The following is a 22,439-nucleotide window of genomic DNA, read 5'->3' as shown; positions in this document are numbered from 1 at the left end:
ACAATGGAAGTGTCAATGGAGCCGGGCGGCGTCACGCCCGCCCGGCGCGGCCCCGCGTAGAAGGGAAGGGCGCCCCATGTTTGAGAACCAGTTCGACAAGATGCAGAGCGCACCCGGCTTCATCGCCGCGCTCGACCAGAGCGGTGGCAGCACGCCCGGCGCACTGAGGCGTTACGGCATTGAATCCTGGGCCGATGAGACCGAGATGTTCGACCGCGTCCACGAGATGCGGACCCGGATCATGACCAGCCCCAGCTTCGATGGCGACCGGATCCTCGGCGCCATCCTCTTCGAGGACACCATGCGCCGACAGGTGGAGGAACGGCCCACCGCCGAGTACCTGTGGAAGGTCAAGGGAGTGGTGCCCATCCTCAAGGTGGACAAGGGACTACGGGACGAGGAGTCCGGCGCCCGCCTGATGAAGGACATGCCGCAACTCGACGACGTGCTCGCGGAGGCGCGGGACAACAAGGTGTTCGGCACCAAGATGCGCTCGGTCGTCATGACGCCGGGTGCCGGCTTGAAGGCCGCCGTCGATCAGCAGTTCGACATCGGCCGGCACATCTTCGCCGCCGGCCTGGTGCCCATCCTCGAGCCCGAGGTCGACATCAAGAGCCCGCTCAAGGCGGACGCCGAACAGCAGCTCCACGACTTCCTCATGGAGGGCCTCGACTCCCTCCCCGACGACGAGTGGGTCATGCTGAAGCTGACGCTGCCGGAGGTGGACGACCTGTACCGCGACGTCGTCGACCACCCGCGCGTGCTCAGGGTGTTCGCACTCTCCGGCGGCTACACGCGCGCCGAATCCAACGAGCGCCTCGCACGTCAGCACGGGGTCGTGGCCAGCTTCTCCCGCGCCCTCACCGAGGGGCTCATGGGGAGCCAGACCCAGGAGGAGTTCGACGCGCTGCTCGACGAGTCGATCGGCAGCATCTACGCTGCGTCGAACACCTGAGCGGGCTGCAGACGCCGGCGGATGCTCAGTGGACGTCTGCGCCGGGGGTGACGTGCACGCGCACCTGCCACAGGTGCGGCACTGTTCCCCGCACGTGGTCCTCGACGGAGTGCGCCACGACGTGGCCCGCGTCGACAGTGAGCGTCGGGTCCACGGCGACATCGAGTTCGGCTTCGAGCCGGTGGCCCGACCAACGGGCGCGGGCCCGGGCGACGCTCAGCACTCCCGGCACGTCCGCGGCCCTGGCCTCGATGGCGTCGATGGTGCCCGGCTCCACGCCATCCATCAGCCGCCGCATGACACTGCGCATGGAGTTGATCAGCACCAGGACGATGACGGCTGCGATCACGAGCCCGATGATCGGGTCCAGCCACGGGAGACCCATCCAGGCGCCGATGACACCGATCGCGACGGCGACCGAGGTCAGCGCGTCCGTGCGGGCATGCTGGCCCTCGGCGATCAGCGCGGCCGAGCCGATCCGGCGCCCGGCGCGGATCCGGTACCAGGCGACGACCTCGTTGCCCAGCGCGCCGATGATGGCGGCGGCCATCACCCAGGGGAGGTGCGTCATGTCGCGCTCGGCGGAGAGGGCGCGGAGGGATTCCCAGATGATGAGGGCTGCCGACGCGGCGATGACGCCGCCGATCAGGAGTCCGACGAGGTCCTCTGCCCGGCGGAAGCCGTAGGTGTACGAGCGCGTGGGGGCGCGCCGGCCCAGGCGGAAGGCGAGGATCAGGGGGATGGTCGTGGCGAGGTGGCCGAAGTTGTGCACCGTGTCCGCGAGGAGGGCGACCGAACCGCTGAGCAGGTAGATGAACACCTGCAGCAGGGCGGTGGCGGCCATGCCCGCGAGGCTGATCCACGAGGCCCGGATCCCGATGGAGCTGGCTTCTTCGGCGCTGCGCACTGCGTCGACGTGGTCATGGCTGTGCGGGATCAGTGCGTGCTTCAGGCGCGCCCAGCGGCCGGAGCCATGATCATGCGGGTGGTCGTGATCGTGGTCATGCGGGTGGCCGTGATCATGGTCGTGCCCATGGGCGTGCTGCTCGTGCTGGGTTTCCGCCGGTGACGTCATGAAGGAAGCATAACTGCGCAACTACGCAGATAACAAGCCATCGCGTTACGATGGAGCGCATGCACGAACACCCGATCCGACAGGTGCCCGACGACGAGCACGCGAACCTCGCCTCTGAGACGTTCCGCATGCTGTCCGATCCCACGCGCGTCAAGCTCCTCTGGGCGTTGTTCCAGGGCGAGCACAGCGTCAATGCGCTGGCCGAGATGGTGGGCGCGGCGCCCACCGCGGTGAGCCAGCACCTGGCCAAGCTGCGCCTCGCCGGCCTGGTGGAGAGCCGCCGCGAGGGGACCTTCGCTTACTACCGCTCGGTCGACGAGCACGTGCGCCGCCTCCTCAGCGAGGCGCTATCCCATGCCGAACACGTCTCCGGGATGGCAGACCACACCTACCGCTGAACACGCCGGGAGATTTCTGCCACATCGGCCTCTAGGGCGACAATGTGGCAGTTTTCTCCCCCCGAATTCGGGCCACTTGCCTCAGCGGGCGAACAGGGCGGCGATCTCCTCGTGCGCGGCGATGTAGCCGTCGAGAAGTTTGCGGCCCAGCTCCGGCGAGTTGACCAGCGGATGCGAGGCGAAGCCTTCCCAGGCCTTGTCCGCATCCCGGTTGAGGGCGGCCTCGGCAATGGCCTGCTCGGCGCCGCGGAGCCGGGCCATCAGGCCCAGTTCGAGGAGGCTCACGGGCCCGACGGGCAGTGGGTGCACCCCGTCGCCGTTGACGACACAGGCGACCTCCACCACCACGTCGTCGGGCAGCTCCGGCACCACGCGCCGGCCATCCGACAGGTTCGCGACGTCGAGGATCATCCGCTCGGGCTGCCCCGTGGCCAGCGCCCGCATCATCCGCAGCGCGACGTCCTGGTAGCCACCGCCCATGTCCTCCTCGCGGCGCTCCTCGTCGCGGGCCTCGGCCATGTAGGTGGCCTCACGCTCGTGCAGCACCTCGTGCCACAGGCGCAGCGGGTCGGCGGCCCCGGCGACATTCTCGTAGAACTGGCTCTGCTGCGCCGCCAGGTACTGGCCCCTGGTCTGCTCGTTCTGACCGATCCGTCCGACGGCGGAGTCTGTGTGCCAGTAGTAGTAGAGGTATTCATTGGGCAGGGCGCCGAGCGCGCGCACGAAGTCCTTGCCGATCACCCGGGCCTCTTCGATGGTGTCGAGCCGGGTGTCGTCGGCGAGGATCTCCGGCAGCCTGTCCACGCCGTCGACGCTGACCGACCGGAGGAACCCCATGTGGTTGAGGCCGAGGTAGTCGTAGTCGACGCGGTCCTGGTCGTGCTCGAGCGAGACGCCCAGCAGCCGCGACACCCGCCGCACCAGCCCGATGGGGGTGTCACAGATACCGACGACGCGCTCGCCGAGCACCCGACGCATGGACTGCGTCACGATGCCGGCCGGGTTGGTGAAGTTGATGGTCCAGGCATCAGGGGCCACCTCGGCTATGGCCGTGGCGACCTCGTGCATCACCGGGATTGTCCGCAGCGCATAGGCCAGCCCGCCTGGGCCGATGGTCTCCTGGCCGAGCAACCCGAGGTCGAGCGCCACCCGCTCGTCCTTCACCCGGCCCGCGGGCCCGCCCACGCGGATGGCGGAGAAGATGAAATCGGCGCCCGCCAGGGCGGTGCGCAGGTCGGTGCCGGTCCGTAGCGTCGGCGGATTCTCCAGCTGCGCGGCCCGCGCGCGGATGACCCGCTCGATGCCGTCGAGCCGTTCCTGGGAGGTGTCGTAGAGCACGACCTCCTCGATGAACGGCCGGCCGTCCGACATGGCCACCGGGTCTGTGGCCACCGCTTCGTAGACGAGGGGCACGCGGAAGCCGCCGCCGCCGAGGATCACGAGTTTCATGGGTAGCGAACCTCCAGATTCGTTTCAGGGGGAAGGTGCAGCGACTCCGGCCCCGCTGGGCTGTCGGTGACGAGTCCGGTGAAGGCTGTGACCGGGGCGATCTCGAGGAAGCCCGCGCCCGGGAACTTGGCGTGGTCGGCCAACAGCCAGGAACGGGTGGACACCTCGATCATGGCCCGCTTGACGGGCACCTCGCTCGGGGTGGAATCCAGGACCGCACCGTCGGGCCGGATGCCGGCCGCCCCCAGGAACGCCACGTCGACGCGCACCTGACGCAGGCACGACTCCGTCAACACCCCCACCAGCGACTGGTAATTGGGCCGGAGCACGCCGCCCATCACCACGAGGTCGACGTGGGGCGCGTCGCTCAGGGTGGCCACCACCGCCAGCGACGCCGTGACCACGGTGATGGACCGTGTCCGCAGGTAGGGGCACATGGCGAACACGGTCGTGCCGATGTCCAGCGCCACCACGTCGCCGTCCTTGATCAACGCGGCTGCGGCCTTGGCGATCCGGCGCTTCTCGTGGGTCTCCTGCCCGGCCACCACGTCGAACGCGGCGTGGTCGGCCTCGGGGCGGATGCTGTGCGGCCGGCAGGCGCCACCGCGCACCCGCTCGACGAGGCCCGCGTCGGAGAGCTGTTGGAGGTCGCGGCGGACGGTAGCCTCGGACACACCCAGCGTGCTGGCGAGTTCGGGCACCGACGCGGAGCCCTTCGCGTGCACGAACTCCGCCACCCTGCGGAGGCGCACATCTGTCAGCATGACACCGACCCTAGCCCCGATGACCAATCATTATCGCTAAACATCGATCATCACCAAACAGAACGTGGCAGACTCAGAGCCACAGACAGTCAAGGAGGACCCCATGTCGCCCAGTCCATTCAGTCGGCTGCTCAAAGCGGCCGTTGCGGCCGCTGCGTCGCTCAGCATGCTCGCAGCCTGCGCCCCTGGATCTGACGCTCCGGACGAGACCACCGCCCCGGCCGACGGCGGCTCGAGCGCCGCGGCTGATCCCAGCGTCGACCCGGCCAGCCTGGGCGACATCACGCTCACCGTGTGGGACCAGGAGGTCCGCGGTAGCCAGAACGACGCGCTCGTCGCCCTCAATGAAGCGTTCATGGAGAAGTACCCCAACATCACCATCGACCGGCAGAGTCAGTCGTTCGACGACCTCAAGGCGCAGGTCTCCCTCGCGCTGAGCGGCAACGACGTGCCCGATGTCGTCCAGGTCAACAACGCCCGCGGCGACATGGGCCAGTTCGTCACGGCCGGTCAGCTCACCGACCTGTCGCCGTACGCGGCGCAGTACGGCTGGGAGGACCGCTTCCCGGCCTCGGTGCTCTCGAAGGTGCGTTACTCCCCCGACGGCACGACGTTCGGCGAGGGCAACCTGTACGGACTCCCGCAGACCGGTGAGATCGTCGGCATCTTCTACTCGAAGAAGAAGCTCGAGGAACTGGGCGCCGAACTGCCGACCACCTGGGACGAGTACTTCGCCATCCTCGACCAGGCCAAGGAGGCCGGCGAGCAGCCGATGATCCTCGGCAACATCGAGGGCTGGCCCGCCATCCACGTCTTCGGCCCGCTGATGGCCAACTACATCGAGCCCGAAGAGGCCGTGAAGCTGGGCATGGGCAACGCCGGCGCCAGCTGGGTCTCCGACGGCAACAAGGCCGCCATGGAACAGTTCGCCACGTGGGGCGCGGAGGGCTACTTCGGCACCTCGCCCAACGGCACCGACTACGACGCCGCGTGGAACGACTTCACCAAGGGCACCGGCGTCTTCCTGCCCGGCGGCTCCTGGTTGGGCACCGACATGGAGGGCGTGATGGGCGAGGACCTCGGCTTCATGGCCCCGCCGCCCGCAGTCAACGGCGAACTCGCCACCACGGGTGGCACCGGCATCCCCTTCTCCATCCCGGCCAACGCCGAGAACAAGGACGCTGCCGTGGCCTACATCGACTACATCACCAGCGACGAGGCGATGAAGCTGATCGCCGAGAACGGTGGCTTCCCGGTGCTCGGCGCCGCCGACCTGGCGCCTGAATCAGGCGTGCAGAAGGAGATCTTCGAGGCGTTCGACAAGGTCTCCCAGGAGGGCACGCTGCTGCCGTACCTCGACTACGCCACGCCCACATTCTCCGACACCGCCGGCCAAGGCCTCCAGGAGGTCCTCGGCGGCCAGCGCTCGGCCGACGAGGTGCTCCAGGCGTTCGAGGACGACTACAAGGGCTTCACGGGCGAGTGACCCATGGCAGGACGAGGTAGGCGGGGGAAGGGCAACCCGTCCGCGGTGATCCGCGGGCGGGCGACGCCCTATCTGTACTTGCTACCCGCCTTTCTCGTCTACGCCGCCTTCCTGCTCTATCCGCTGCTGAGGGCCGGCCAGTTCTCGCTGTACGACTGGCCGGGCTTCGGCCCCTCCACCTTCGTGGGCCTGGACAACTACGCAGCCCTGCTCGGCGACCGTCGCTTCCTCGCCGCAGTCAGCCACGCGCTGGTGCTGATCTTCTTCTACTCGATCCTGCCCCTGGTCGTGGGCCTCGTGCTCGCCGCCGTGCTGCGGCGCGGTCAGGTCCGTGGCCTCGGGTTCTTCCGCGTCGTGATCTTCATGCCGCAGGTGATCGCGCTGGTCGTGGTCGCCGTCGCTTGGTACCAGATCTACTCGCCGCGAGGCCTGCTCAACGCCGTGCTCGAACTCGTCGGGCTGGGCGAGTTCGCGCGCGGCTGGCTGGGCGACCCGGACTTCGCGCTGCCCGCCGTCGGCATGATCGGGTTCTGGTTGTCCACCGGCCTGGTCATGCTGCTGCTCCTGGCAGGCATGAGCCGGATCCCCAACGACCTCTATGAGGCGGCCCGCCTCGACGGCGCCGGCCCCGTGCGCGAGTTCTTCGCCATCACTCTGCCCAGCGTCCGCGCCGAGATCACCACCGCTTTGGTGCTCACGATCATCGCCGCGTTGAAGACGTTCGACCTGGTCTACGTCACCACCTCCGGCGGCCCCGGCACGGCGACGACCGTGCCCAGCTACGAGGTCTACAACCGCGCGTTCAACCTCAAGCAGGTGGGCTCCGCGTCGGCAGTCGCGATCGTGCTGACGCTGCTGGTGTTCGTCATCAACGTGTTCGTGTCGCGGATCGGTGAAGAGAAGGAGGTGCGACGGTGAAGGTCTCGGCCGGCGAGAAGCTGATGAACTACCTCATCCTCAGCCTCTTCGCGCTCTTCGCGCTGTTCCCCATCATCACCATCCTCCTGACGTCGCTGCGCCCGCAGATCGGCGTCGTGGGCGGCGCGTTCCACTGGGAGAACTTCGTTACGGCGTGGGAACTGGGCCGCTTCGGGACGGCGCTGACCAACTCTCTGCTGGTGGCGCTCCTTGTGGTGAGCGTGGCGCTGGTCCTGTCGATCCTGGCCGGCTACGCGTTCGGGACGATGCAGTTCCGGGGGTCGACGGTGCTGTTCTACCTGTTCCTCCTGGGCCTGATGGTGCCCGCCGAGGCCATCGTGATCCCGCTGTTCTTCGACCTGCGCAACCTGGGGCTCACGGACACGATCTGGGCGATCGCGCTGCCGCAGATCGCGCAGTCGGTGGCCTTCGGCACGTTCTGGATGCGCGCCCAGTTCCGCGCCCTGCCTCGCAACCTCATCGAGGCGGCCGCCATCGACGGCACCTCCGGCATGGCCGCGCTGTGGCGCATCATCGTGCCGCCGTCGCTGCCGTCCATCGCGACGGTGGCCGTGCTGATGTTCATGTGGACCTGGAACGAGTTCCTCATCCCGCTGATCATGAGCCCCGGCGGGCAGTGGCGCACGGCGCCCCTCGGGCTGGCCATCTTCAAGGGCCAGTACACCTCGGATCACGCGCTGCTCGCCGCGGCGGGCGTGATCATCGCGGCACCCATCATCGTGGTGTTCCTGCTGCTCCAGCGCTACTTCATCAGCGGCATGCTGGAAGGAGCGTCGAAGGAATGAACCAGCATCAGCACCAGGAACCCGTCTGTTACGACTGCTGGGACTGGGATCCGCTCGCGGATCTGCGCGGCGACGACGACCCGCCGCTGGACGTGGTGACCACCGGCCCGCTCTTCTTCGACCTGATCTTCACCGGCCTGCCCCGGCTCCCGGAGCCCGGCGAGGAACTGTTCAGCACCGGCATGGGCTCCTGCCCGGGCGGCATCGCGAACCTGTCGACGGCGACGGCCCGGCTGGGCCTGCGCACCGGCCTGGTCACCGGCTTCGGCGACGACGCCTACGCCGACTGGATGTGGGACACGCTCGCCAACCAGGAGCACATCGACCTGTCCTGCTCGCGGCGCTTCCAGAACTTCCACTCGGCGATCACCGTGTCGATGGCCTTCAGGGGTGACCGAGGCATGGTCACCCACGAACACGTCCTCCCCGAACCCCTCGACGACCTCCTGCTGGCCGCCCCCGCGGCGCGCGCCGCCGCGGTCGACCTGAAGCGGCCCGGCCTCTGGTGGGACAAGCTCCGCCACGACAACACGCTGATGTTCGCCGACGTGGGCTTTGACGAGACGGGGCGCTGGGACAAGGCGCACCTCGCGCCGCTCAGCCAATGCCACGCCTTCACTCCCAACGCGGTGGAGGCGATGGGCTACACGCGCACGGACCGGCCCAGCCATGCCGTCCGGGCGCTCGCCGACCTCGTGCCGCTGGCGGTGGTGACCGACGGCGTGCGGGGCTCGTACGCCATCGACAACACGACGGGGGAGGAGGCCTACTGCCCCAGTGTCGCCGTCGACGCCATCGACCCGACGGGCGCCGGTGACGTGTTCGCCGCGGCGATCATCCTCGGCACCATCTCCGGATGGAACCTGGAGCAGCGGCTGCAGTTCGCCTCGCTCAGCTCATCGCTGGCGGTGCGGCAGTTCGGCGGCTCGCTCGCCGCCCCCGGTTGGGGCGACCTGGCCGACTGGTGGCACAACCTGGAGAGGCTCCGCGACGAGGGCGACCTCCGCGCGGCCCACATCGGCCGGGAGTACGCGTTCCTGGCAGAGCTCATCCCCACCCACCCGGTGCATGGCGTGCGCCGGGCTGAGGGCACGTTCGCGCTGGCCTCAGATGCGGACTCGCCCCTCGCGCGCCCGGTCCCGGGCGCAGAACCCGTGGGTTGACAGGCCTTTTCAATCAGCTTCACGCAGACTCTCGCAAATGCACACAGGTCGTGCCTAGTATGACCATCATCCTCATCCAACTAGGGCAACGCCGTCGTTGCCATTGGAGGTTCCCTGATGAGACGCAAGTTGCTAGCCCTGGTCGGCGCTTTGGCCGTCGGCTTCGGTCTACAAGTCCCAGCGTGGGCGCAGGACGTGGAGCTCGCCGTGGGCGAGCCGTCCGTGACCACCGAGGTCAATCCCAACAAGATCGATGTGCTCGGCATCTGGGCCCATCCCGATGATGACGCGGGTTTCACCACCCCTTGTGGCGTCTGGACGGACCGCTACGACGTCAAGTGCGGCGTCGTCATGCTCACGCGTGGTGAGGGCGGCTCGAACTCGGTCGGCGACGAGGCCGGTCCTGACCTCGGCCTGCGCAGGGAGAACGAGGACCGCACCTCTTTCTACCGCTCCGGCATGTACGACATCTACAACATCGACGCAGTGGACTTCTGGTACAACACCAGCGCCGCCCTCACCGAGGACGTCTGGGGCTCCGAGCGCATCCAGCGCCAGGTGGTGCACGTCATCCGCCAGACCCAGCCGGAGATCCTGATGGGATGGGCCCCCAGCCCCGCAGGGCACGGCCATCACCAGTACTCGGGCCGGGTGAACTGGGAGGCGGTGCAAATGGCCGCGGATCCCACCGCCTTCCCCGAGCAGCTCACCGGCCCCGACGCGGTTGAGCCGTGGCAGGTGAAGGTGGTCACCTCCGGCGCCGCCACCAACGGCACGGGCGGGCAGCTCGCCGCTGAATGCAACGCGGGCTTCGTGCCTGCCGACAACAACCAGTTCACCGTCGTGGGGACGTGGACCGGGTTCGAGTCGCCGTACACGTGGCTCGAGGGCAACGTGCAGGGCATGGAGCCGGGCACCCCGATGACGTGGGCGCAGGTGGGCCGCGAGGGCAACCGGGCGCACCCCACCCAGGCGCGCACCAAGGAGACCGGCGTGTTCGCGCCGCTCTGCCAGCGTTACGGCATTGCCCAGTCGCTGGTGCCGTTCCAGCCCAACGGCACGGCTGCGAACGCGCGCGACGACGCCATCCTCTTCGGCACACTCGTCGCTGATCCCGGCGGCATGCCGCTGGGCTCGACCTACACGATCGACGTGGGCGACTACTTCCAGGCCCCCGGCGTGCCGTTCGATGTGACCGTCACCGCGAAGTCGGGTGAAGGAACCATCGCCGCCGGTGACGTCACGCTCGGGCTCCCCGAAGGCTGGACCGTCACCGGTGACCCGGAGCTCGGTCCCATCACCAGTAACGCTGAATCCAGCGTGACCCTGACCGTCACGCCTGCCGAGGACGCGGCGCTGGCCCGGTACAAGATCGAGGCACACTTCGACAACGGTTCCGTGACCGCGTACAACGACTCCCGCGTCCAGCTCGTCGCCGGTGTCGAGGGCCAGTTCGAGCGGTGGGGCAACTTCGCCTCCTACGAAGCGTGGGCCGACGAGTTCACCCGCGTGTCCGGTCGCTCCGCGGCCGAGCGCCAGATCGGCGCGGGCGAGTCGGTGACGATCCCGGTGATCGTCAGCAACCGCACCACCGTGCCCCAGAGCGGCAACGTCTCGCTCACCGTCCCGGCCGGGTTCACCGTCGACCAGGCGAGCAAGCCCTACACGGCGCTGGCCGCCGGAGCCCAGACGACGGTCGACTTCGTCGTCACCCACACGGACCCGGCAGATCAGGGCGGGCGGATCGCGGAGGTGCCGATCGTGACGACGGCCACCGCGCTCGGCTCGACGAGCACTGAGACGCTGCGGCTGTACGTGGTGCCCACCACGGTGATCCCCGAGGCTGAGGTGGCGCCCGTGGTTGACGGTGTCGCCGATGACTTCTACGGCGCCCCGCTCGACATCGGCCGCCGCTGGGAGGGGGCGGCCTGTGATCCCGACGGCACCGACTGTGGCGCGGGTAGCACCATGAGGCTCGCCTGGCACGGCGACGCCCTGTACGTCACCGCGTACGTGGTGGACAACATCGCCAGCGCCGCCGCCACGCCTGAGCGTTGCTTCGGCCACTGGCTGGTGGATTCGGTGGAGGTGCTCCTCGACCCGCTCGGCGGTTCGCGCGACACGTCGACGACGTTCAAGACCGGCATCATGCCGTTCACGGACGACGCCTCGGGTGCCGCGGGTCAGGGCCCCAACGGGCCGTGCTGGAGCCGCGACGCCGATAACCACCAGGGCTTCTCGTCCGGTCCGCTGGCCGCCACCGTTGAGGGCGGGCCCAACTCGCCCGGCCAGGAAGTGGCGGTCGACTTCGCCCTCAACGAGGACGGCACCTACGTCGACGGCGGGTTCACCGTCGAGGTGAAGATCCCGCTGGATAACCTGCCTGCGGCAGTGGTGACCAGCACCGCCCCCACGGGCGCCCAGGCGACCAACGTGGTGGACCCGGATTACCTGGGCCTCAACGTGACGCCGTACGACTCCGACGTGCAGACCTTCATCGGCAAGACGCGCACCGCGTGGTCGCCGTTCGGGAGCCAGCAGTCCGAGCCGTACCGCTGGGGCCACGCCTACCTCGACGGCTACACGGCGCCCGAGGGTCGTTCGACCACTCCGGACACGCCGCAGATCCCCGATCAGGCGTTGCTCGGCGTCGAGTCGCCTCAGACCATCTACCAGTCCGCCGCCCGAGGCGTGACCATCGCCGGTCTGAATGCGAGCCGTGCGCTCACCGTGCAGGACGTCTCGTTCGACGACGACGGGGCCACCATCTCCGTCGCCAGCGCCAAGGCCGGCACGCTGCGTGCGTTCGCCTGGAACGGCAACCCCGCAGCCATCCCGGTCTGGGTGTCCAGCTGCGAAGGGGACGAGTGGGGCTTCTCCACCTGTGACCTCGCCACCGACACCGCGGCCGCGCCGTGGGGTGACGACATGGGTGGGCGTCTGCTCGGCTCCGTGGAGAAGGCCATCGGCACAGGAGCCTCCACCGTCCGGTTGGCGTTGGACGCAGCAGCGTTGGAGACGCTGATGGGCGAGGACGGCACGATCCTGATCTCGTTCCAGGAGAGTGCCACCAGCGCGGTCAACGCCTGGGCCTACCCGGTGGTGCTGCGCGAGGTGGAGCCGACGAAGCCGCCGGTCACGCCGCCCACGTCGCCCGGCAAGCCGGACTTCGTGCGCACCCCGCCCTACACGCTGCCGGGTTACCACGACCTCAACGGCCGCAAGTGGCAGACCACGTGTGAGGCGTACTCGCAGACCGAGCGTTGCTGGACCTACATCTGGGCCACGACGATCAAGGTGGAGGACGGCAAGTTCGTGCGCACCACGGGCTGGGCGTTCAACAACCTCACCTACCTGCCCTACATGACCCGGGGCGACTGGGCGAAGAACCCGCTCGGCTACACGGGTGCATGGACCGCGACCGACGGCCGCATGTGGCGCACCGAGTGCGACACTCCTGCCACCGGCCGGGGTGGCTGCCGCTCCTACGCGAAGGTGACGGTGTACCAGGCGACGGCGAAACCGACCGGTGGGTACACGTTCACCCAGAGCAATGAGTGGGTGTTCAACAACATCGTGCTGTTCAAGGAACGCGTCTGATCCCTGAGCGGTTGATGTGAAGCGGGGCGGGTGGCGGTTGCCACCCGCCCCTCCTCATTCGGACAGGGCGCGCCGGGCGGGCGTCTGCATCGCGTCCTGGACCCGGATGGCAAGTGCCGGCTCGAGGTCACGGCCTTCAGCCCGCAGCGCCCGGTTGAGCCGGACGACGGCGTGCTCCGCGTCGGCCTGACTCCCGGCCCTGAGGAGGGCCTCGATCTCGCGCACGGCCAGCGCGTCGTCTGAGGGCGAGCCGAGCCGGCCCCGGGCGATGGCCCACCTGGTGGTCTCGAGGTCTCCCTGGTCAAGCGAGCGGTCCGCGAGGACGCAGGCGGCGTCGACGATCATCGCGATCATGTCCGCGCGCAGTTGCTGGGCCCATTGCCACTGGAACGCGAAGATGCCGAGCGGCTCGCCGCGGACCAGGGCGAGGGCGTCCCGGAGGGCGTGGCTGCCCGCCATGTTCACGCCGCCGCTGAGCAGGGCGACGAACTGCTCCCAATCCGAGGTGACGCGTTCGTCGAGCGCGATCCTCCCGGTGTAGGCGTCCGGTAGGTAGGGCTGCCCGGCTGGGTCCGCCCCCAACCAGGTGCGCAGTCGGCTCATGTTCGAGCGACGGGTGGCATCCGCCACTTGGAGGTCGCGCAGCATCCGGCTGGGCGTGGCGCCGGGGTTCTGCAGCAGCCAGGCACAGTACTCCAGGCACTGCCCCAGCGCTCGGGTGGGGGCGATGCCGGTGGTCGCGCCCAGTTCCACCGGCCCGAGGAGTGAGAGCACGGGATGGGGCGGTGAGCTGAGCCTGGTGGTCATGGGTCGCTCCTCGGGGCGGTCCAGCCGGGGGAGAGGGAGAACGTTGGGTGGGAGATCGTCGTCGCCTTTCCACCAGGGCGCAGGCTCCGTGTCGAGACGGCCGGTGGTGGCGAACAGTTCGACGAGCGCCCGGCGGGCGGGAGCGGTGACGAGTTGAGGGGTGAAGCTACGGCCCCGGAACAGGCCCTGCTGCGGGCTGACGAGCACCCGGGAGAACGGGAGCGGGGATGGGCCCACCGTCGGCGCCACCACTGAGACGCCCACCTCGCCCAGCGCCAAGGCATCGCCCACCGCGTCGAGGTGAGCAGGCTCCAGACGCTCCAGGAAGACGACGACGGTGGGCGCGAAGGCATCGCGCAGGTCCTCGTCTGCGCGCATTGCGGCCAGCGTGCCCTGGCGCATCGCGAGTCTGCGCTCGGAACAGAGGCGTGCCAGCCTGTGCAGCCCCGCAGCCGTATCGTTCTCGCCGCTGACGCGTGGGTCGTCGATGGCCCGCACCCAGTCGTCGCCGCCCACCACGACCAGCGACACGCTGCTCGCCGACGGGTTGCAGGACAGTTGCGTCACGATGGCACCGAGGGCCGACATGGCCCCGTCGCCGTCGAAGAGGACGGCCCGCTCGGCCTCAAGGTCCGCGTTGACGGTTTCCTCGCCGTCCCACCCGAGCACCACGCCGGTGGGTCCGGAGGCTGGGGCCCCGGCCACCGTCGTCTCGGATCTGTGCGCCAACGCCGTCCAGAACTGCGAGACCTGCCGGGGCACTGGGATCAGGCGCCGGCCCAGCGCCCGGGCGAGCACCTGCGCCCGACGCCGCGTCGCCACGCCGAGCAGCACGGAACTGGCCAGTGCGGCGCCCACGGGTTCGAGCATGCCGGAGAAGTCCTCGGCCGATTCGCTGTCCTGGTCGTCCGCGTCTGTCCCTGTTGCCTCGTGGCCGGCCGAGGCGGCGGGATCCTGAGGGTGCGCCGGCCGGGCCGCGTCGATGGGGTAGCCCTGGCCGAAGGCCTCGGCAACGGCTTGCTCTGGGGACCCAGTCGGGGACGTGGCAGGCAATTCGGCCTGCTCGACCGCGGCGGGAGTCGTCGGCTCCGCGACGAAGGCCTCGCGGGATGGTTCTGGGACGGGAGCGTCGGGAACCGGTTCTGCCGCGGCGTCCTGTTCCGCGTGCTCTCCTGGTTCTTCTGCGGCCGGCGCGACGGCGTCTGCCCCGCCCTCGGGCAGGCGCAGCTCCCACCCCACCTCGATCAGGTCCGGGTCTGCCACCGTGGCGGCGTTGGCTCGGTGCAGCTCGGGCCAGCGGGTGGGATCTCCCAGTTCGGCGCCGGCGATGTGCCAGAGGGTGTCGCCTTCCTGAACCACCACGGTGTGTGGAGGTTCTGCGGCGTCTTTGGGCAGGGTGAGGATGTCGCCTGGGTGGAGACGCGAGACGTCCGAGACGCCTTCGTTCAACGCCACGATCTCCCGCCAGCGCTCGCCCGAACCCAACTCGCGCTCTGCGATGGCCCAGAGCTCGTCACCGGGCTGCACCGCGTAGCCACGCCGGGCTCCGGTAGGGGAGGTCGACGGAGCGGGCGCCGTCGCGTCCATCCCCGCGGCGGCAGGAGCGCGTGGCGGCTCCGCGACAAGTGGGGTGGTGCCACCGTCCGCCATGGCCAGGGTGGGGGAGGCGACCGCCGCCATCACGAGGGCGCCGACCGCCGGACGCAGCCAGCCGGTGCCCGGTAGCGTCACGCGGATCCGCTGCCTGCTGAGCACCGCGATCAGCTCCAGCAGCACCGTGAGCGCCACGACCGCCCACGCGGCCCAGGCCACGACGCTGAAGAGCCCGAGGATGAGCCGGGAATCTGCCCCCAGGGTGAGGGCCGTGACCCAGTCGACCCCCAGCAGGTGCGTGGCGTCGGTGAACCGGTACAGGAACCACGGCACGCCGACGAGCAGCGCGCCCAGGGCGAGGATCGCCGAGCCCGCCGAGGCCAGCCGGGTGCCGAGAGTCCTCACGTCAGCCCGGCAGGTTGTCGGTCACGTAGGCGGTGATGACCGTGATGATGATGACGGCGATGCCGGCCGCTCCCGCGAGCAGGATGGCGTTCTCCGTGCTCTGGCTGAGGCCACGCTCGTCGCGACGCGGGGCCGGAACGAGGGTGCGGACGATGAGTTCTACGGTCTGGTGGATTGCTGACATGGGTTCCTCCTCGAAGGACACTCTGGTTGATGGGGAGCTCGGTACACCTGTTATCCACAGGCAGGGCAGGAAAGTCGGAAAAGTTGTCCACAGGGGTCGAGAAAGGGTTGACATTAACCCCCGATCAGGGTGAGGAGCGCTGGGGCGACCAGGGCGACCCCTAATAGGAGGGCAGGGATGGTCATCCAGAGCGTCATCGCCTCGCTGGCCTCCTGCGCCTTCGCCTTCTGCTGGCTGAGGTGAGCGTCGCGCAGTTCGCGCACCCGGGCGCGGAGGGCATCGGCGACACCGGCGCCCTGCTCCTCGAGTTGCATGACGTCGCTGAAGTCCGCCAGTTCCGGGATGCCCCACTCCGCCGCGATCCGCCGGAGTTCCGGCCACGGTTGGACCTGCTCCATCCGTGCCCGCTCGAGCCCGGCGGAGATCCGCCTGAACAGCGCGGCGTCGGAGATAGCGGCCGCGTTCGCCGCAGCCTGCGCGGCCGAGGCGTTGGCGAGGCGTTCCAGCACGGCCAGATCGAAGAAGGTGTGGACGCCGTCGACGGCCGAGCGCTTCTGGTCCTCGGAGCCGGACCGCAGCCGGAGGTCCGCGATGAAATAGCCCGCGGTCGCTCCGGCCAGGGCCACCAGGAACGGGGTGAGGCCGGTGGGGCGTCCCATCGCGAACCGCAGCCCACCCCAGAGGGCGGGGAGGAAGAATCCTGTCACCGTCCAGACCAGTTTCTCCACGAAGAAGTCGCCGACGGTGCGGTCCTGCATGAGCAGCAGCCGCTGTTGCCGGGCGGTGAGCGGCAGCCTGAGCCGACGGTGGAGGCGCTCACCCCAGCTGTCGACTCCTACGGAACCGGCTGGTTCGGAAGGGGTGTGTCGCCGGTCGAGCAGCGCCAGCGCGTCGTCCAGACGGACGGGCGCAGTGAGCGCCCCGCGGACGACCAGCAACGCCCCGAAGCCCGTGACCATGCCGGAGGCGATCGCCAGCCCCATCATCACGACTGGCTCCTCAGGAAGCGCGGCGCCATGGGCGGCACAGTCTGGCGCCGCAGCACGACCAGACAGCCCAGGTAGGCGCAGGCCAGGGTGACGGCGAGCAGTTGGCCCAGCGGGGAGCGGTAGGGCGCGAAGAACTCGCCGTTGAAGAGCAGGGCCGCGCCCAGCACGGCCAAGGTGATGTAGGTGACCTGCCGGACAACAGCCCTGGGCTTCGCGCGCTCGGCCGCCACTTCGCGCAATGCGCGCAGCCGGTCCTGGCTGGTGTCCGCGAGTGCCGCGAGGGTGGCACGGGCACCGGCCCCACCACGTCCTGCGGCGATGACCAGGGCGGCGACCACCGCGTCGGCATCTGCTGAGCGGAGTTCATCTGCGAGCGCGAAGAGCGCGTCGCGCATCGTCCACCGCTGATCGAGGCGCACGCACAGCCGGACGACCGGTTCGGTGAGGACTGGCGGCACTTGTTGCCGGGTGGCGAAGATGGCATCACGGATGGACTTGCCGGAGGAGAGCGCGGTGGCGAGCAGCCTGACCCATCTGTCCAGCGCCGCGATCACCTGGATCTCCCGGTTCGGCGGGGCCATGAGCAGCAGTGGCACGATGATCGCCGCACCGGGCACCAACAGCAGGGCGGGCAGCCACCCCGTGATGACGGTCACCAGAACGCCGGCGCCCAGGGCGCCCCCGAACCATGCTCTGCGACGCGGCGTGAGGCTTGTCCACCACTGCCTGAGTCTTGTCCACAGGCCTGTGGACGAAGCTGTGGACAGCGGGTGGGCGTGGCGCAGACCGGCCACCAGCAGGGTGAGGCCCAACCCGACCGCGCACCCCATGGCGGCCGCTACCATCACCCCCACAGCGACGCCCCGTCGAACTCGGCGAGCTCCGCGGACATGGCGGCCTCAGGCTGGAACCATTCCTGCTGGGAGGCGGTTGCCGCCCGGTAGACGAGGTGCGTCGCGGGGCGGCCCGCTTCGACGGACCCGGTGAGTTGGCGCACCTCCGAGACGAAGCGGCGACGCTGACCGCCGCGCCACGTGTCGTCGGTGAGGTGCACGTGCACGAGGAAGTCGATGTGGTGCGCGATCTGGTTCATCGCGTCCTCGATACTGAGCACGCGTCCCTGCGCCACCCGCGCGGCCAGGCGGTCGATGGTGGAGGTGGCCGAGTGGGAGTGCGTGGTACTCAGCACCCCCGCGCCCGATTGCAGGGCCTCGAACATGGCGCCAGCCTCTGCGCCACGCACCTCTCCGACGACCAGCCGGGTGAGGTTCTGCCGCAGCGCCTCGGGGATGAGGTCTGCGACGGTGTAGTCGCCGACCCCGACGCCGCCGGAGGTCTCGCCCATCCCCACGCGGGCCTGCAGGGCGAGGACGTTGCGCCGGTTGTGCAACAGGTGGGTCAGGAGCTCGTAGTCCGTCTCCAGGGTGCCGAATCGTTCGTTGGGGTGGATGGCGGCGATCAGTGCCCGCAGGAGGGTGGTCTTGCCCGCGCCCTGGTCTCCTGAGATCACCACAGATTTCCTGGCGAGCACTGCCGACTGGAGCAGTCTGGCGACGTACGGCGGCAACATGCCGGTTTCGGCCAGGTCTGACAGCGTCACGTCGGTGAGCCGGTGCTGCCGGATGACGACGCTCGGCCGGTACGACAGGCCGAAGCCGATCGCGTGGAGGCGGAAGCGACTCCCGAGGGCGAGGGTCATCGTCGGATGGAGGTCGTCGAAGGGGCGCGGCGGCGAGGCGGTCTCCCCCAGGAAGCGGATCGCGTCGACCAGCTCCTCGTCGGAATCCGCGACGGCGGGGTGGGCCACCCGCCTGCCGTCGCCGTACTGGATCATCACCGAGTCGCAGCCGTGAATTTCGATGTTCTCGGCCTCCGGGATCTCGAAGAGCGGTTGGAGCCGCCCGTACCCGAAGATGGCGCTCTCCACGGCGTCGGCGTAGCGCGTCTCGAGTTCCATGGGCCACAGCGCCTCGCCGGAGTCGCCGAGTGCCTGGGCTTGAGCGTGGACCACGCGCCGGATGATGGAGCGGCCCTGCACGCGCCGGTCGGCCTCAGGCATGGGCTGGCCGTGGCCGTTGAGCCATTCGGAACCGGCGAGGGTAATCGCCTCGGCCGCCTCCCGCCGCAGTGCCACCACCAGTTGCCAGTCCACCGCAGACGGCGGCCCTGGCAGGCGCGGTGGCGTGGCGGGCGAGCTGGCACCGCGCGCGGCCCGCGTCGGCAGCGTGGGCCCGGCGGGGGAGGCGCCGAGCCTACCGAGGGCTCCTGACAACGGTGGGAGTTCATGCACGCTCATCTGGTTCCTCCGCTCACCAGCGTCGCCGCCTGTCGCGCCCGGCTGAGTCGATCGGAAACCGCCTTCGCGTCGGCCCTCAGCCGGCCCATGAACGATCCTTCGAAGAACCGGCGCGGCTCGCGCTCGCCGTCACTGAGGACGTCGGCGGACTTCGGCTCCCACGGCACCTCGGCCCAGACGGGCACGGCGAACTGGGCCGCGATCTCCGAGGTCGAGTACGGCCGTCCGGCGCCCACCACGGCCAGGCCGACAGCCGGCTGCTGAGGAAGCGCCGCCACCTGGTCATTCAGCGTGGGCAGGTGGATCCGCGCCCCCGCCAGGGAGCGCAGTGAGGAACGGAGGGTCAGCAGGACCACGTCTGCGGCGCTGAGGAGCCCCAGCGGCAAGCCGCCCGTCGAGAGGCGACCCGCGTCGATCAGCACGTCGACGCCCTGGCCGTCGAGCGACTCGAGTGCCTCGCCGAGGACTGGCCACACGTGCTCGAAGAGCCGGGACGCGCCAGGGGACGTGAACCCGGGGAGGAACCGCCGCTGCACGTCGCCGCCGTCGACGAGGGGGAGGGTCTGGCGCCACAGCTCCGGGGCCAACGGGCTGCCCTCCCGGTTGAGGTGCGCGAGGCTCATGAGGCCCCGGCCCCCGTGGTCCATGCCCCGCAGGTAACCGGCCTGCACCGACTGACCGGGCTCGCGGTCGCAGTCTGCCAGGAGCACGTGGCGCGGCCAGGTGAGCGCGAGGCCGAGCGACGCCGTCGTCACGCCGGGGGCGCCCGTGGCGGAGGTGAGGAGGATGACCGCCATCAGCCCTCCGTCGTCACGACGAGGGCCACCTGATCCGCTGCCGACAGCCTGGCGACGGTGTCGGCCTCCCCGTCTGCCACCTGGACGTCGAGTGCGTAGCTGGCGCCGTCGTCGAGCAGTTGCGGACGGGTGGCCACCAGAGCATCGACGGCGGTGTCGGCGCCGTCGAGCAGCCCCACCAGGCGCACCGTGGTGCCGGGCGGCAGGTCGCTGGCCGGCAACTTACCGGGCGCCAGCCGCAGGCCCACGAGGGTCTGCCCGGCGGGGAGCGGTTCCTCACCCACGTGGCGGGTCAGGGGGAAGGACCCCTGAGGCAGATCAGTGCGCGCGATCTGCCCGACGAACAATTCCAGCGATTCGGCACTCTCCGCCGTAACTGCCAGCGAACCGGGGACCTCGAGCACCATGAGGTCGGCGCGGTCCACCATGTCGCCTCTGGACACATCGGCCGCCATGGCAACGACGGCCCGTTGGTCCGCGTTCATCGTGTAGAGCAGCGCGGCGCCTATGCCGCCCAGCGTCACCAGCAGTACCCCCAGGGCGATGAGCTTGGGGCTTCGGCGGGCTCGGAGTTGAACCCCCTCGGGCCGTGGCGCCGAGGGCGGTGTGAGGTCTGGTTTCGTCGGTCGGTCGTGGTTGAGCATTGGCCCCCTCCTGCGAACGCGAATCTAGGCCGCAAAGGGGTCACTTCCTCCACTCACCGGGAGGGCTGTGGACAACCCGACCACAGTTGGCAATCAGCAGCCCTGAGTGATGGCAACCGGTAGCATAGGCCCGGCTTGATTTCCTGAGAATTCTAAGGAACTCTTGTCCTGTCGGAATCGACGAAGATCATCGGAGACAACACGTGCGCACATGGATCGCCTCGCTCGCAGCGCTGGCTGCTGTAGCTGTTGGCTCGATCGCCGCCACCACCGCGGATGCACTGCCGATCGCCCCTGAGCCCGTCGTCCCCGTCACCGGCATCCCCAGCCCCTGCGCCTCCACCTTCCCGTTCCCCGACGGCGCGTCCATCGAGGACATCCAGGCGCAGCTCGCCGCCAACTTCGGCTTCAAGCTGGCCGGCTCGCAGTGGACGGAGGCGCGCCGCCCGTCGATCAAGATCCTCTGGGAGACGCTCGACGCGATGGAGTGCACCTCCTACCGCACGGATCTGCAGAGCAAGGTCACGGGCACCGTCGGCATCAACACCACCAACATCCGCGGCTACGCGTGGGGCGACTGGAGCCTCACCAGGAGCGGCTACGTCTCCCTGGATTTCGCCAAGTTCCAGCGCGCGCTGGATTCCGGTGACGAGGGACGCCTGACCCGCCTCGTCGCCCACGAGTTGGCCCACGTGCTCAACTCGGACCGTTACTCGGAGCCGGCCTACTGGACCGATTTCACGAAGCTGTACGCCAAGGAAGGCCGCTTCTCGGAGTACGCCGGCAGCAAGGTCACCGAGGTCTGGGCAGACGTCATCGGCTACTACGTCGGCCGCTGCGCGCTCGACAACCCGTACGACACCGGGGAACACGACGCGTACTACGCCTACGCCAAGGACGTCATCTTCGGCGGCAAGGAATTCGGCCCGCCCCCCGGCGAGCCTATGAACTGCACCGTCCCGGACGCCAGCGCCGAGGCGCCCATGCCCGGGCCGGAGTCCGACGCCGAATGGCTCGTCGGTTTGGGCGGCGAGTAACCTCGGCTTCATGCCTGAGGTCATCGCCTACGCCATCGACTCGCCCACCGGCCGGTACGAGAAGACCACCATCACCCGCCGGGAACCCGGCCCCACCGAGGTCTACTTCGAGATCGCCTACGCGGGCATCTGTCACTCCGACATCCACACCGCGCGCTCCGAATGGGGCGACACCAGCTACCCGCTCGTCGCGGGTCACGAGATCGCGGGCGTGGTCACGAAGGTCGGCTCGGAGGTCACGAAGTTCGCCGTCGGCGACCGCGTCGGAGTGGGCTGTTTCGTGGACTCCTGCGGCGAGTGCGAGATGTGCGTGGACGGCGAGGAGCAGTTCTGCACCGCGCCCGCCGGCCAGCGCACCGTGGGCACCTACAACGACCGGGGCCGCGACGGCGAACCCACCGCCGGCGGCTACTCGCAGGGCATCACCGTCGAGCAGGATTACCTCATGCGCGTGCCGGACGAGATGTCGCTCGAGCACGCAGCGCCGCTCATGTGCGCCGGCATCACCACCTACAGCCCGCTGAAACACTGGGGTGCAGGCCCGGGCAAGCGCGTCGCCGTCATCGGCATGGGCGGGCTCGGCCACGTCGCCGTGCAGTTCGCCGCCAAGATGGGCGCAGACGTCACCGTGTTCGGGCGCACGCTCGCCAAGCGCGACGACGGGCTCAAGCTCGGCGCGTCGGATTACGTCTCCACCCAGGACCGCGACGCCATGAAGAAGATGCGCGCCTCCTTCGACATCGTGCTGTCCACCATCTCCGACGGCGTGGACCTCAACGTCCTGGTGGGCCTCACCAGGCCCCACGGTGTCGTCGTCAACGTCGGCCTCCCCTCGGACGGCAACGCCACCGTCGGCCTGGGCCGCCTCATCAGTGGCAACCGCGTCATCGCCGGCTCCAACATCGGCGGCATCCGCGAGACCCAGGAGATGCTCGACTTCTGCGCCGACTACGACGTCCGGCCCATCATCGAGGTGATCCCCGCCAGCCAGATCAACGAGGCCTACGACAACGTGGTGGCCTCGAAGGTGCGCTACCGCTACGTGATCGACGCCTCGACGCTGGCAGACTGAG

At 69.3% G+C, this 22,439-nt stretch carries 19 protein-coding genes; 9 read left to right on the top strand and 10 right to left on the bottom strand.

Annotation, left to right across the window (positions count from 1 at the left end; all coding sequences use genetic code 11):
* Window positions 1-76: 76 nt before the first annotated feature.
* The gene (locus tag H5393_RS11365) at window positions 77-955 is read left to right on the top strand and encodes a fructose bisphosphate aldolase (RefSeq protein ID WP_182766746.1); all 879 of its coding nucleotides are present in this window, start codon (window positions 77-79) and stop codon (window positions 953-955) included.
* A gap of 25 nt (window positions 956-980) precedes the next feature.
* Here the strand turns inward: H5393_RS11365 and H5393_RS11360 are convergent, their stop codons facing one another.
* Window positions 981-2,030, bottom strand: coding sequence for a cation diffusion facilitator family transporter (locus H5393_RS11360; protein WP_182766745.1), 1,050 nt, complete (start codon window positions 2,028-2,030; stop codon window positions 981-983).
* Between the two features lie 59 nt (window positions 2,031-2,089).
* On the opposite strand from H5393_RS11360, the gene H5393_RS11355 reads away from it, so the two are divergent.
* Window positions 2,090-2,428 (top strand): metalloregulator ArsR/SmtB family transcription factor, encoded by a 339-nt coding sequence (locus H5393_RS11355; RefSeq protein ID WP_182766744.1) that lies wholly within the window; start codon window positions 2,090-2,092, stop codon window positions 2,426-2,428.
* Between the two features lie 81 nt (window positions 2,429-2,509).
* On the opposite strand, the gene H5393_RS11350 is transcribed toward H5393_RS11355, so the two are convergent.
* Window positions 2,510-3,877: a 6-phospho-beta-glucosidase gene (locus H5393_RS11350; RefSeq protein WP_182766743.1), complete on the bottom strand. Its 1,368-nt coding sequence runs from the start codon at window positions 3,875-3,877 to the stop codon at window positions 2,510-2,512.
* Complete coding sequence (locus H5393_RS11345; RefSeq protein ID WP_182766742.1) at window positions 3,874-4,641, bottom strand: DeoR/GlpR family DNA-binding transcription regulator; 768 nt, start codon at window positions 4,639-4,641, stop codon at window positions 3,874-3,876. Before H5393_RS11345 ends, H5393_RS11350 begins: the two co-directional genes overlap by 4 nt.
* A gap of 103 nt (window positions 4,642-4,744) precedes the next feature.
* Between H5393_RS11345 and H5393_RS11340 the strand changes: the two genes are divergently transcribed.
* From H5393_RS11340 to H5393_RS11320, 5 genes are all read left to right on the top strand, one after another.
* On the top strand, window positions 4,745-6,127 hold the full coding sequence (locus tag H5393_RS11340) for an ABC transporter substrate-binding protein (protein ID WP_182766741.1): 1,383 nt from the start codon (window positions 4,745-4,747) through the stop codon (window positions 6,125-6,127).
* A gap of 3 nt (window positions 6,128-6,130) precedes the next feature.
* Window positions 6,131-7,045: a carbohydrate ABC transporter permease gene (locus tag H5393_RS11335; protein WP_182766740.1), complete on the top strand. Its 915-nt coding sequence runs from the start codon at window positions 6,131-6,133 to the stop codon at window positions 7,043-7,045.
* The gene (locus tag H5393_RS11330) at window positions 7,042-7,851 is read left to right on the top strand and encodes a carbohydrate ABC transporter permease (RefSeq protein WP_370585981.1); all 810 of its coding nucleotides are present in this window, start codon (window positions 7,042-7,044) and stop codon (window positions 7,849-7,851) included. Before H5393_RS11335 ends, H5393_RS11330 begins: the two co-directional genes overlap by 4 nt.
* Window positions 7,848-9,014, top strand: coding sequence for a carbohydrate kinase family protein (locus H5393_RS11325; RefSeq protein WP_182766739.1), 1,167 nt, complete (start codon window positions 7,848-7,850; stop codon window positions 9,012-9,014). Before H5393_RS11330 ends, H5393_RS11325 begins: the two co-directional genes overlap by 4 nt.
* Before the next feature lie 117 nt (window positions 9,015-9,131).
* On the top strand, window positions 9,132-12,614 hold the full coding sequence (locus tag H5393_RS11320) for a PIG-L family deacetylase (RefSeq protein WP_182766738.1): 3,483 nt from the start codon (window positions 9,132-9,134) through the stop codon (window positions 12,612-12,614).
* A gap of 54 nt (window positions 12,615-12,668) precedes the next feature.
* Here H5393_RS11320 and H5393_RS11315 read toward each other — a convergent pair whose 3' ends face one another.
* The 7 genes from H5393_RS11315 to H5393_RS11285 form a co-directional block, all read right to left on the bottom strand.
* Complete coding sequence (locus H5393_RS11315; RefSeq protein WP_182766737.1) at window positions 12,669-15,419, bottom strand: LysM peptidoglycan-binding domain-containing protein; 2,751 nt, start codon at window positions 15,417-15,419, stop codon at window positions 12,669-12,671.
* Window position 15,420: 1 nt separating this feature from the next.
* Entirely contained in the window at window positions 15,421-15,603 is a 183-nt protein-coding gene (locus H5393_RS11310; protein ID WP_182763397.1) for a hypothetical protein, read from the bottom strand.
* Window positions 15,604-15,716: 113 nt separating this feature from the next.
* A complete protein-coding gene (locus tag H5393_RS11305; RefSeq protein ID WP_182766736.1) occupies window positions 15,717-16,592 on the bottom strand; it encodes a hypothetical protein in 876 nt (291 codons plus the stop codon).
* The gene (locus tag H5393_RS11300; RefSeq protein ID WP_255436492.1) at window positions 16,589-17,437 is read right to left on the bottom strand and encodes a type II secretion system F family protein; all 849 of its coding nucleotides are present in this window, start codon (window positions 17,435-17,437) and stop codon (window positions 16,589-16,591) included. Before H5393_RS11300 ends, H5393_RS11305 begins: the two co-directional genes overlap by 4 nt.
* On the bottom strand, window positions 17,437-18,888 hold the full coding sequence (locus H5393_RS11295) for a CpaF family protein (protein ID WP_182766735.1): 1,452 nt from the start codon (window positions 18,886-18,888) through the stop codon (window positions 17,437-17,439). Before H5393_RS11295 ends, H5393_RS11300 begins: the two co-directional genes overlap by 1 nt.
* The gene (locus H5393_RS11290; protein WP_182766734.1) at window positions 18,885-19,685 is read right to left on the bottom strand and encodes a hypothetical protein; all 801 of its coding nucleotides are present in this window, start codon (window positions 19,683-19,685) and stop codon (window positions 18,885-18,887) included. The genes H5393_RS11295 and H5393_RS11290 overlap by 4 nt, the downstream gene beginning before the upstream one ends.
* Window positions 19,685-20,329 (bottom strand): SAF domain-containing protein, encoded by a 645-nt coding sequence (locus H5393_RS11285; RefSeq protein WP_182766733.1) that lies wholly within the window; start codon window positions 20,327-20,329, stop codon window positions 19,685-19,687. The genes H5393_RS11290 and H5393_RS11285 overlap by 1 nt, the downstream gene beginning before the upstream one ends.
* Window positions 20,330-20,532: 203 nt before the next feature.
* Between H5393_RS11285 and H5393_RS11280 the strand changes: the two genes are divergently transcribed.
* Window positions 20,533-21,366, top strand: a complete 834-nt coding sequence (locus H5393_RS11280; protein ID WP_182763195.1) for a hypothetical protein — start codon at window positions 20,533-20,535, stop codon at window positions 21,364-21,366.
* Window positions 21,367-21,376: 10 nt separating this feature from the next.
* Window positions 21,377-22,438 carry an NAD(P)-dependent alcohol dehydrogenase gene (locus H5393_RS11275; RefSeq protein WP_182766732.1) on the top strand — a complete coding sequence of 354 codons (1,062 nt, stop codon included), beginning with the start codon at window positions 21,377-21,379 and terminating at the stop codon, window positions 22,436-22,438.
* Window position 22,439: the final 1 nt, after the last annotated feature.

Source organism: Tessaracoccus sp. MC1756 (genome assembly GCF_014164735.1).
Lineage (GTDB): Bacteria > Actinomycetota > Actinomycetes > Propionibacteriales > Propionibacteriaceae > Arachnia.
The sequence above is the reverse complement of the archived record's forward strand: the minus strand, read 5'-3'. Positions and strand labels throughout refer to the sequence as shown.

Coding starts and splice junctions, on each gene's coding strand:
- H5393_RS11325 (WP_182766739.1), top strand. CDS start 7,848: ATGAACCAGCATCAGCACCAGGAACCCGTCTGTTACGACTGCTGGGAC.
- H5393_RS11320 (WP_182766738.1), top strand. CDS start 9,132: ATGAGACGCAAGTTGCTAGCCCTGGTCGGCGCTTTGGCCGTCGGCTTC.
- H5393_RS11290 (WP_182766734.1), bottom strand. CDS start 19,685: ATGGCGGTCATCCTCCTCACCTCCGCCACGGGCGCCCCCGGCGTGACG.
- H5393_RS11340 (WP_182766741.1), top strand. CDS start 4,745: ATGTCGCCCAGTCCATTCAGTCGGCTGCTCAAAGCGGCCGTTGCGGCC.
- H5393_RS11355 (WP_182766744.1), top strand. CDS start 2,090: ATGCACGAACACCCGATCCGACAGGTGCCCGACGACGAGCACGCGAAC.
- H5393_RS11275 (WP_182766732.1), top strand. CDS start 21,377: ATGCCTGAGGTCATCGCCTACGCCATCGACTCGCCCACCGGCCGGTAC.
- H5393_RS11285 (WP_182766733.1), bottom strand. CDS start 20,329: ATGCTCAACCACGACCGACCGACGAAACCAGACCTCACACCGCCCTCG.
- H5393_RS11350 (WP_182766743.1), bottom strand. CDS start 3,877: ATGAAACTCGTGATCCTCGGCGGCGGCGGCTTCCGCGTGCCCCTCGTC.
- H5393_RS11295 (WP_182766735.1), bottom strand. CDS start 18,888: ATGAGCGTGCATGAACTCCCACCGTTGTCAGGAGCCCTCGGTAGGCTC.
- H5393_RS11360 (WP_182766745.1), bottom strand. CDS start 2,030: ATGACGTCACCGGCGGAAACCCAGCACGAGCAGCACGCCCATGGGCAC.
- H5393_RS11300 (WP_255436492.1), bottom strand. CDS start 17,437: ATGGTAGCGGCCGCCATGGGGTGCGCGGTCGGGTTGGGCCTCACCCTG.
- H5393_RS11365 (WP_182766746.1), top strand. CDS start 77: ATGTTTGAGAACCAGTTCGACAAGATGCAGAGCGCACCCGGCTTCATC.
- H5393_RS11335 (WP_182766740.1), top strand. CDS start 6,131: ATGGCAGGACGAGGTAGGCGGGGGAAGGGCAACCCGTCCGCGGTGATC.
- H5393_RS11310 (WP_182763397.1), bottom strand. CDS start 15,603: ATGTCAGCAATCCACCAGACCGTAGAACTCATCGTCCGCACCCTCGTT.
- H5393_RS11345 (WP_182766742.1), bottom strand. CDS start 4,641: ATGCTGACAGATGTGCGCCTCCGCAGGGTGGCGGAGTTCGTGCACGCG.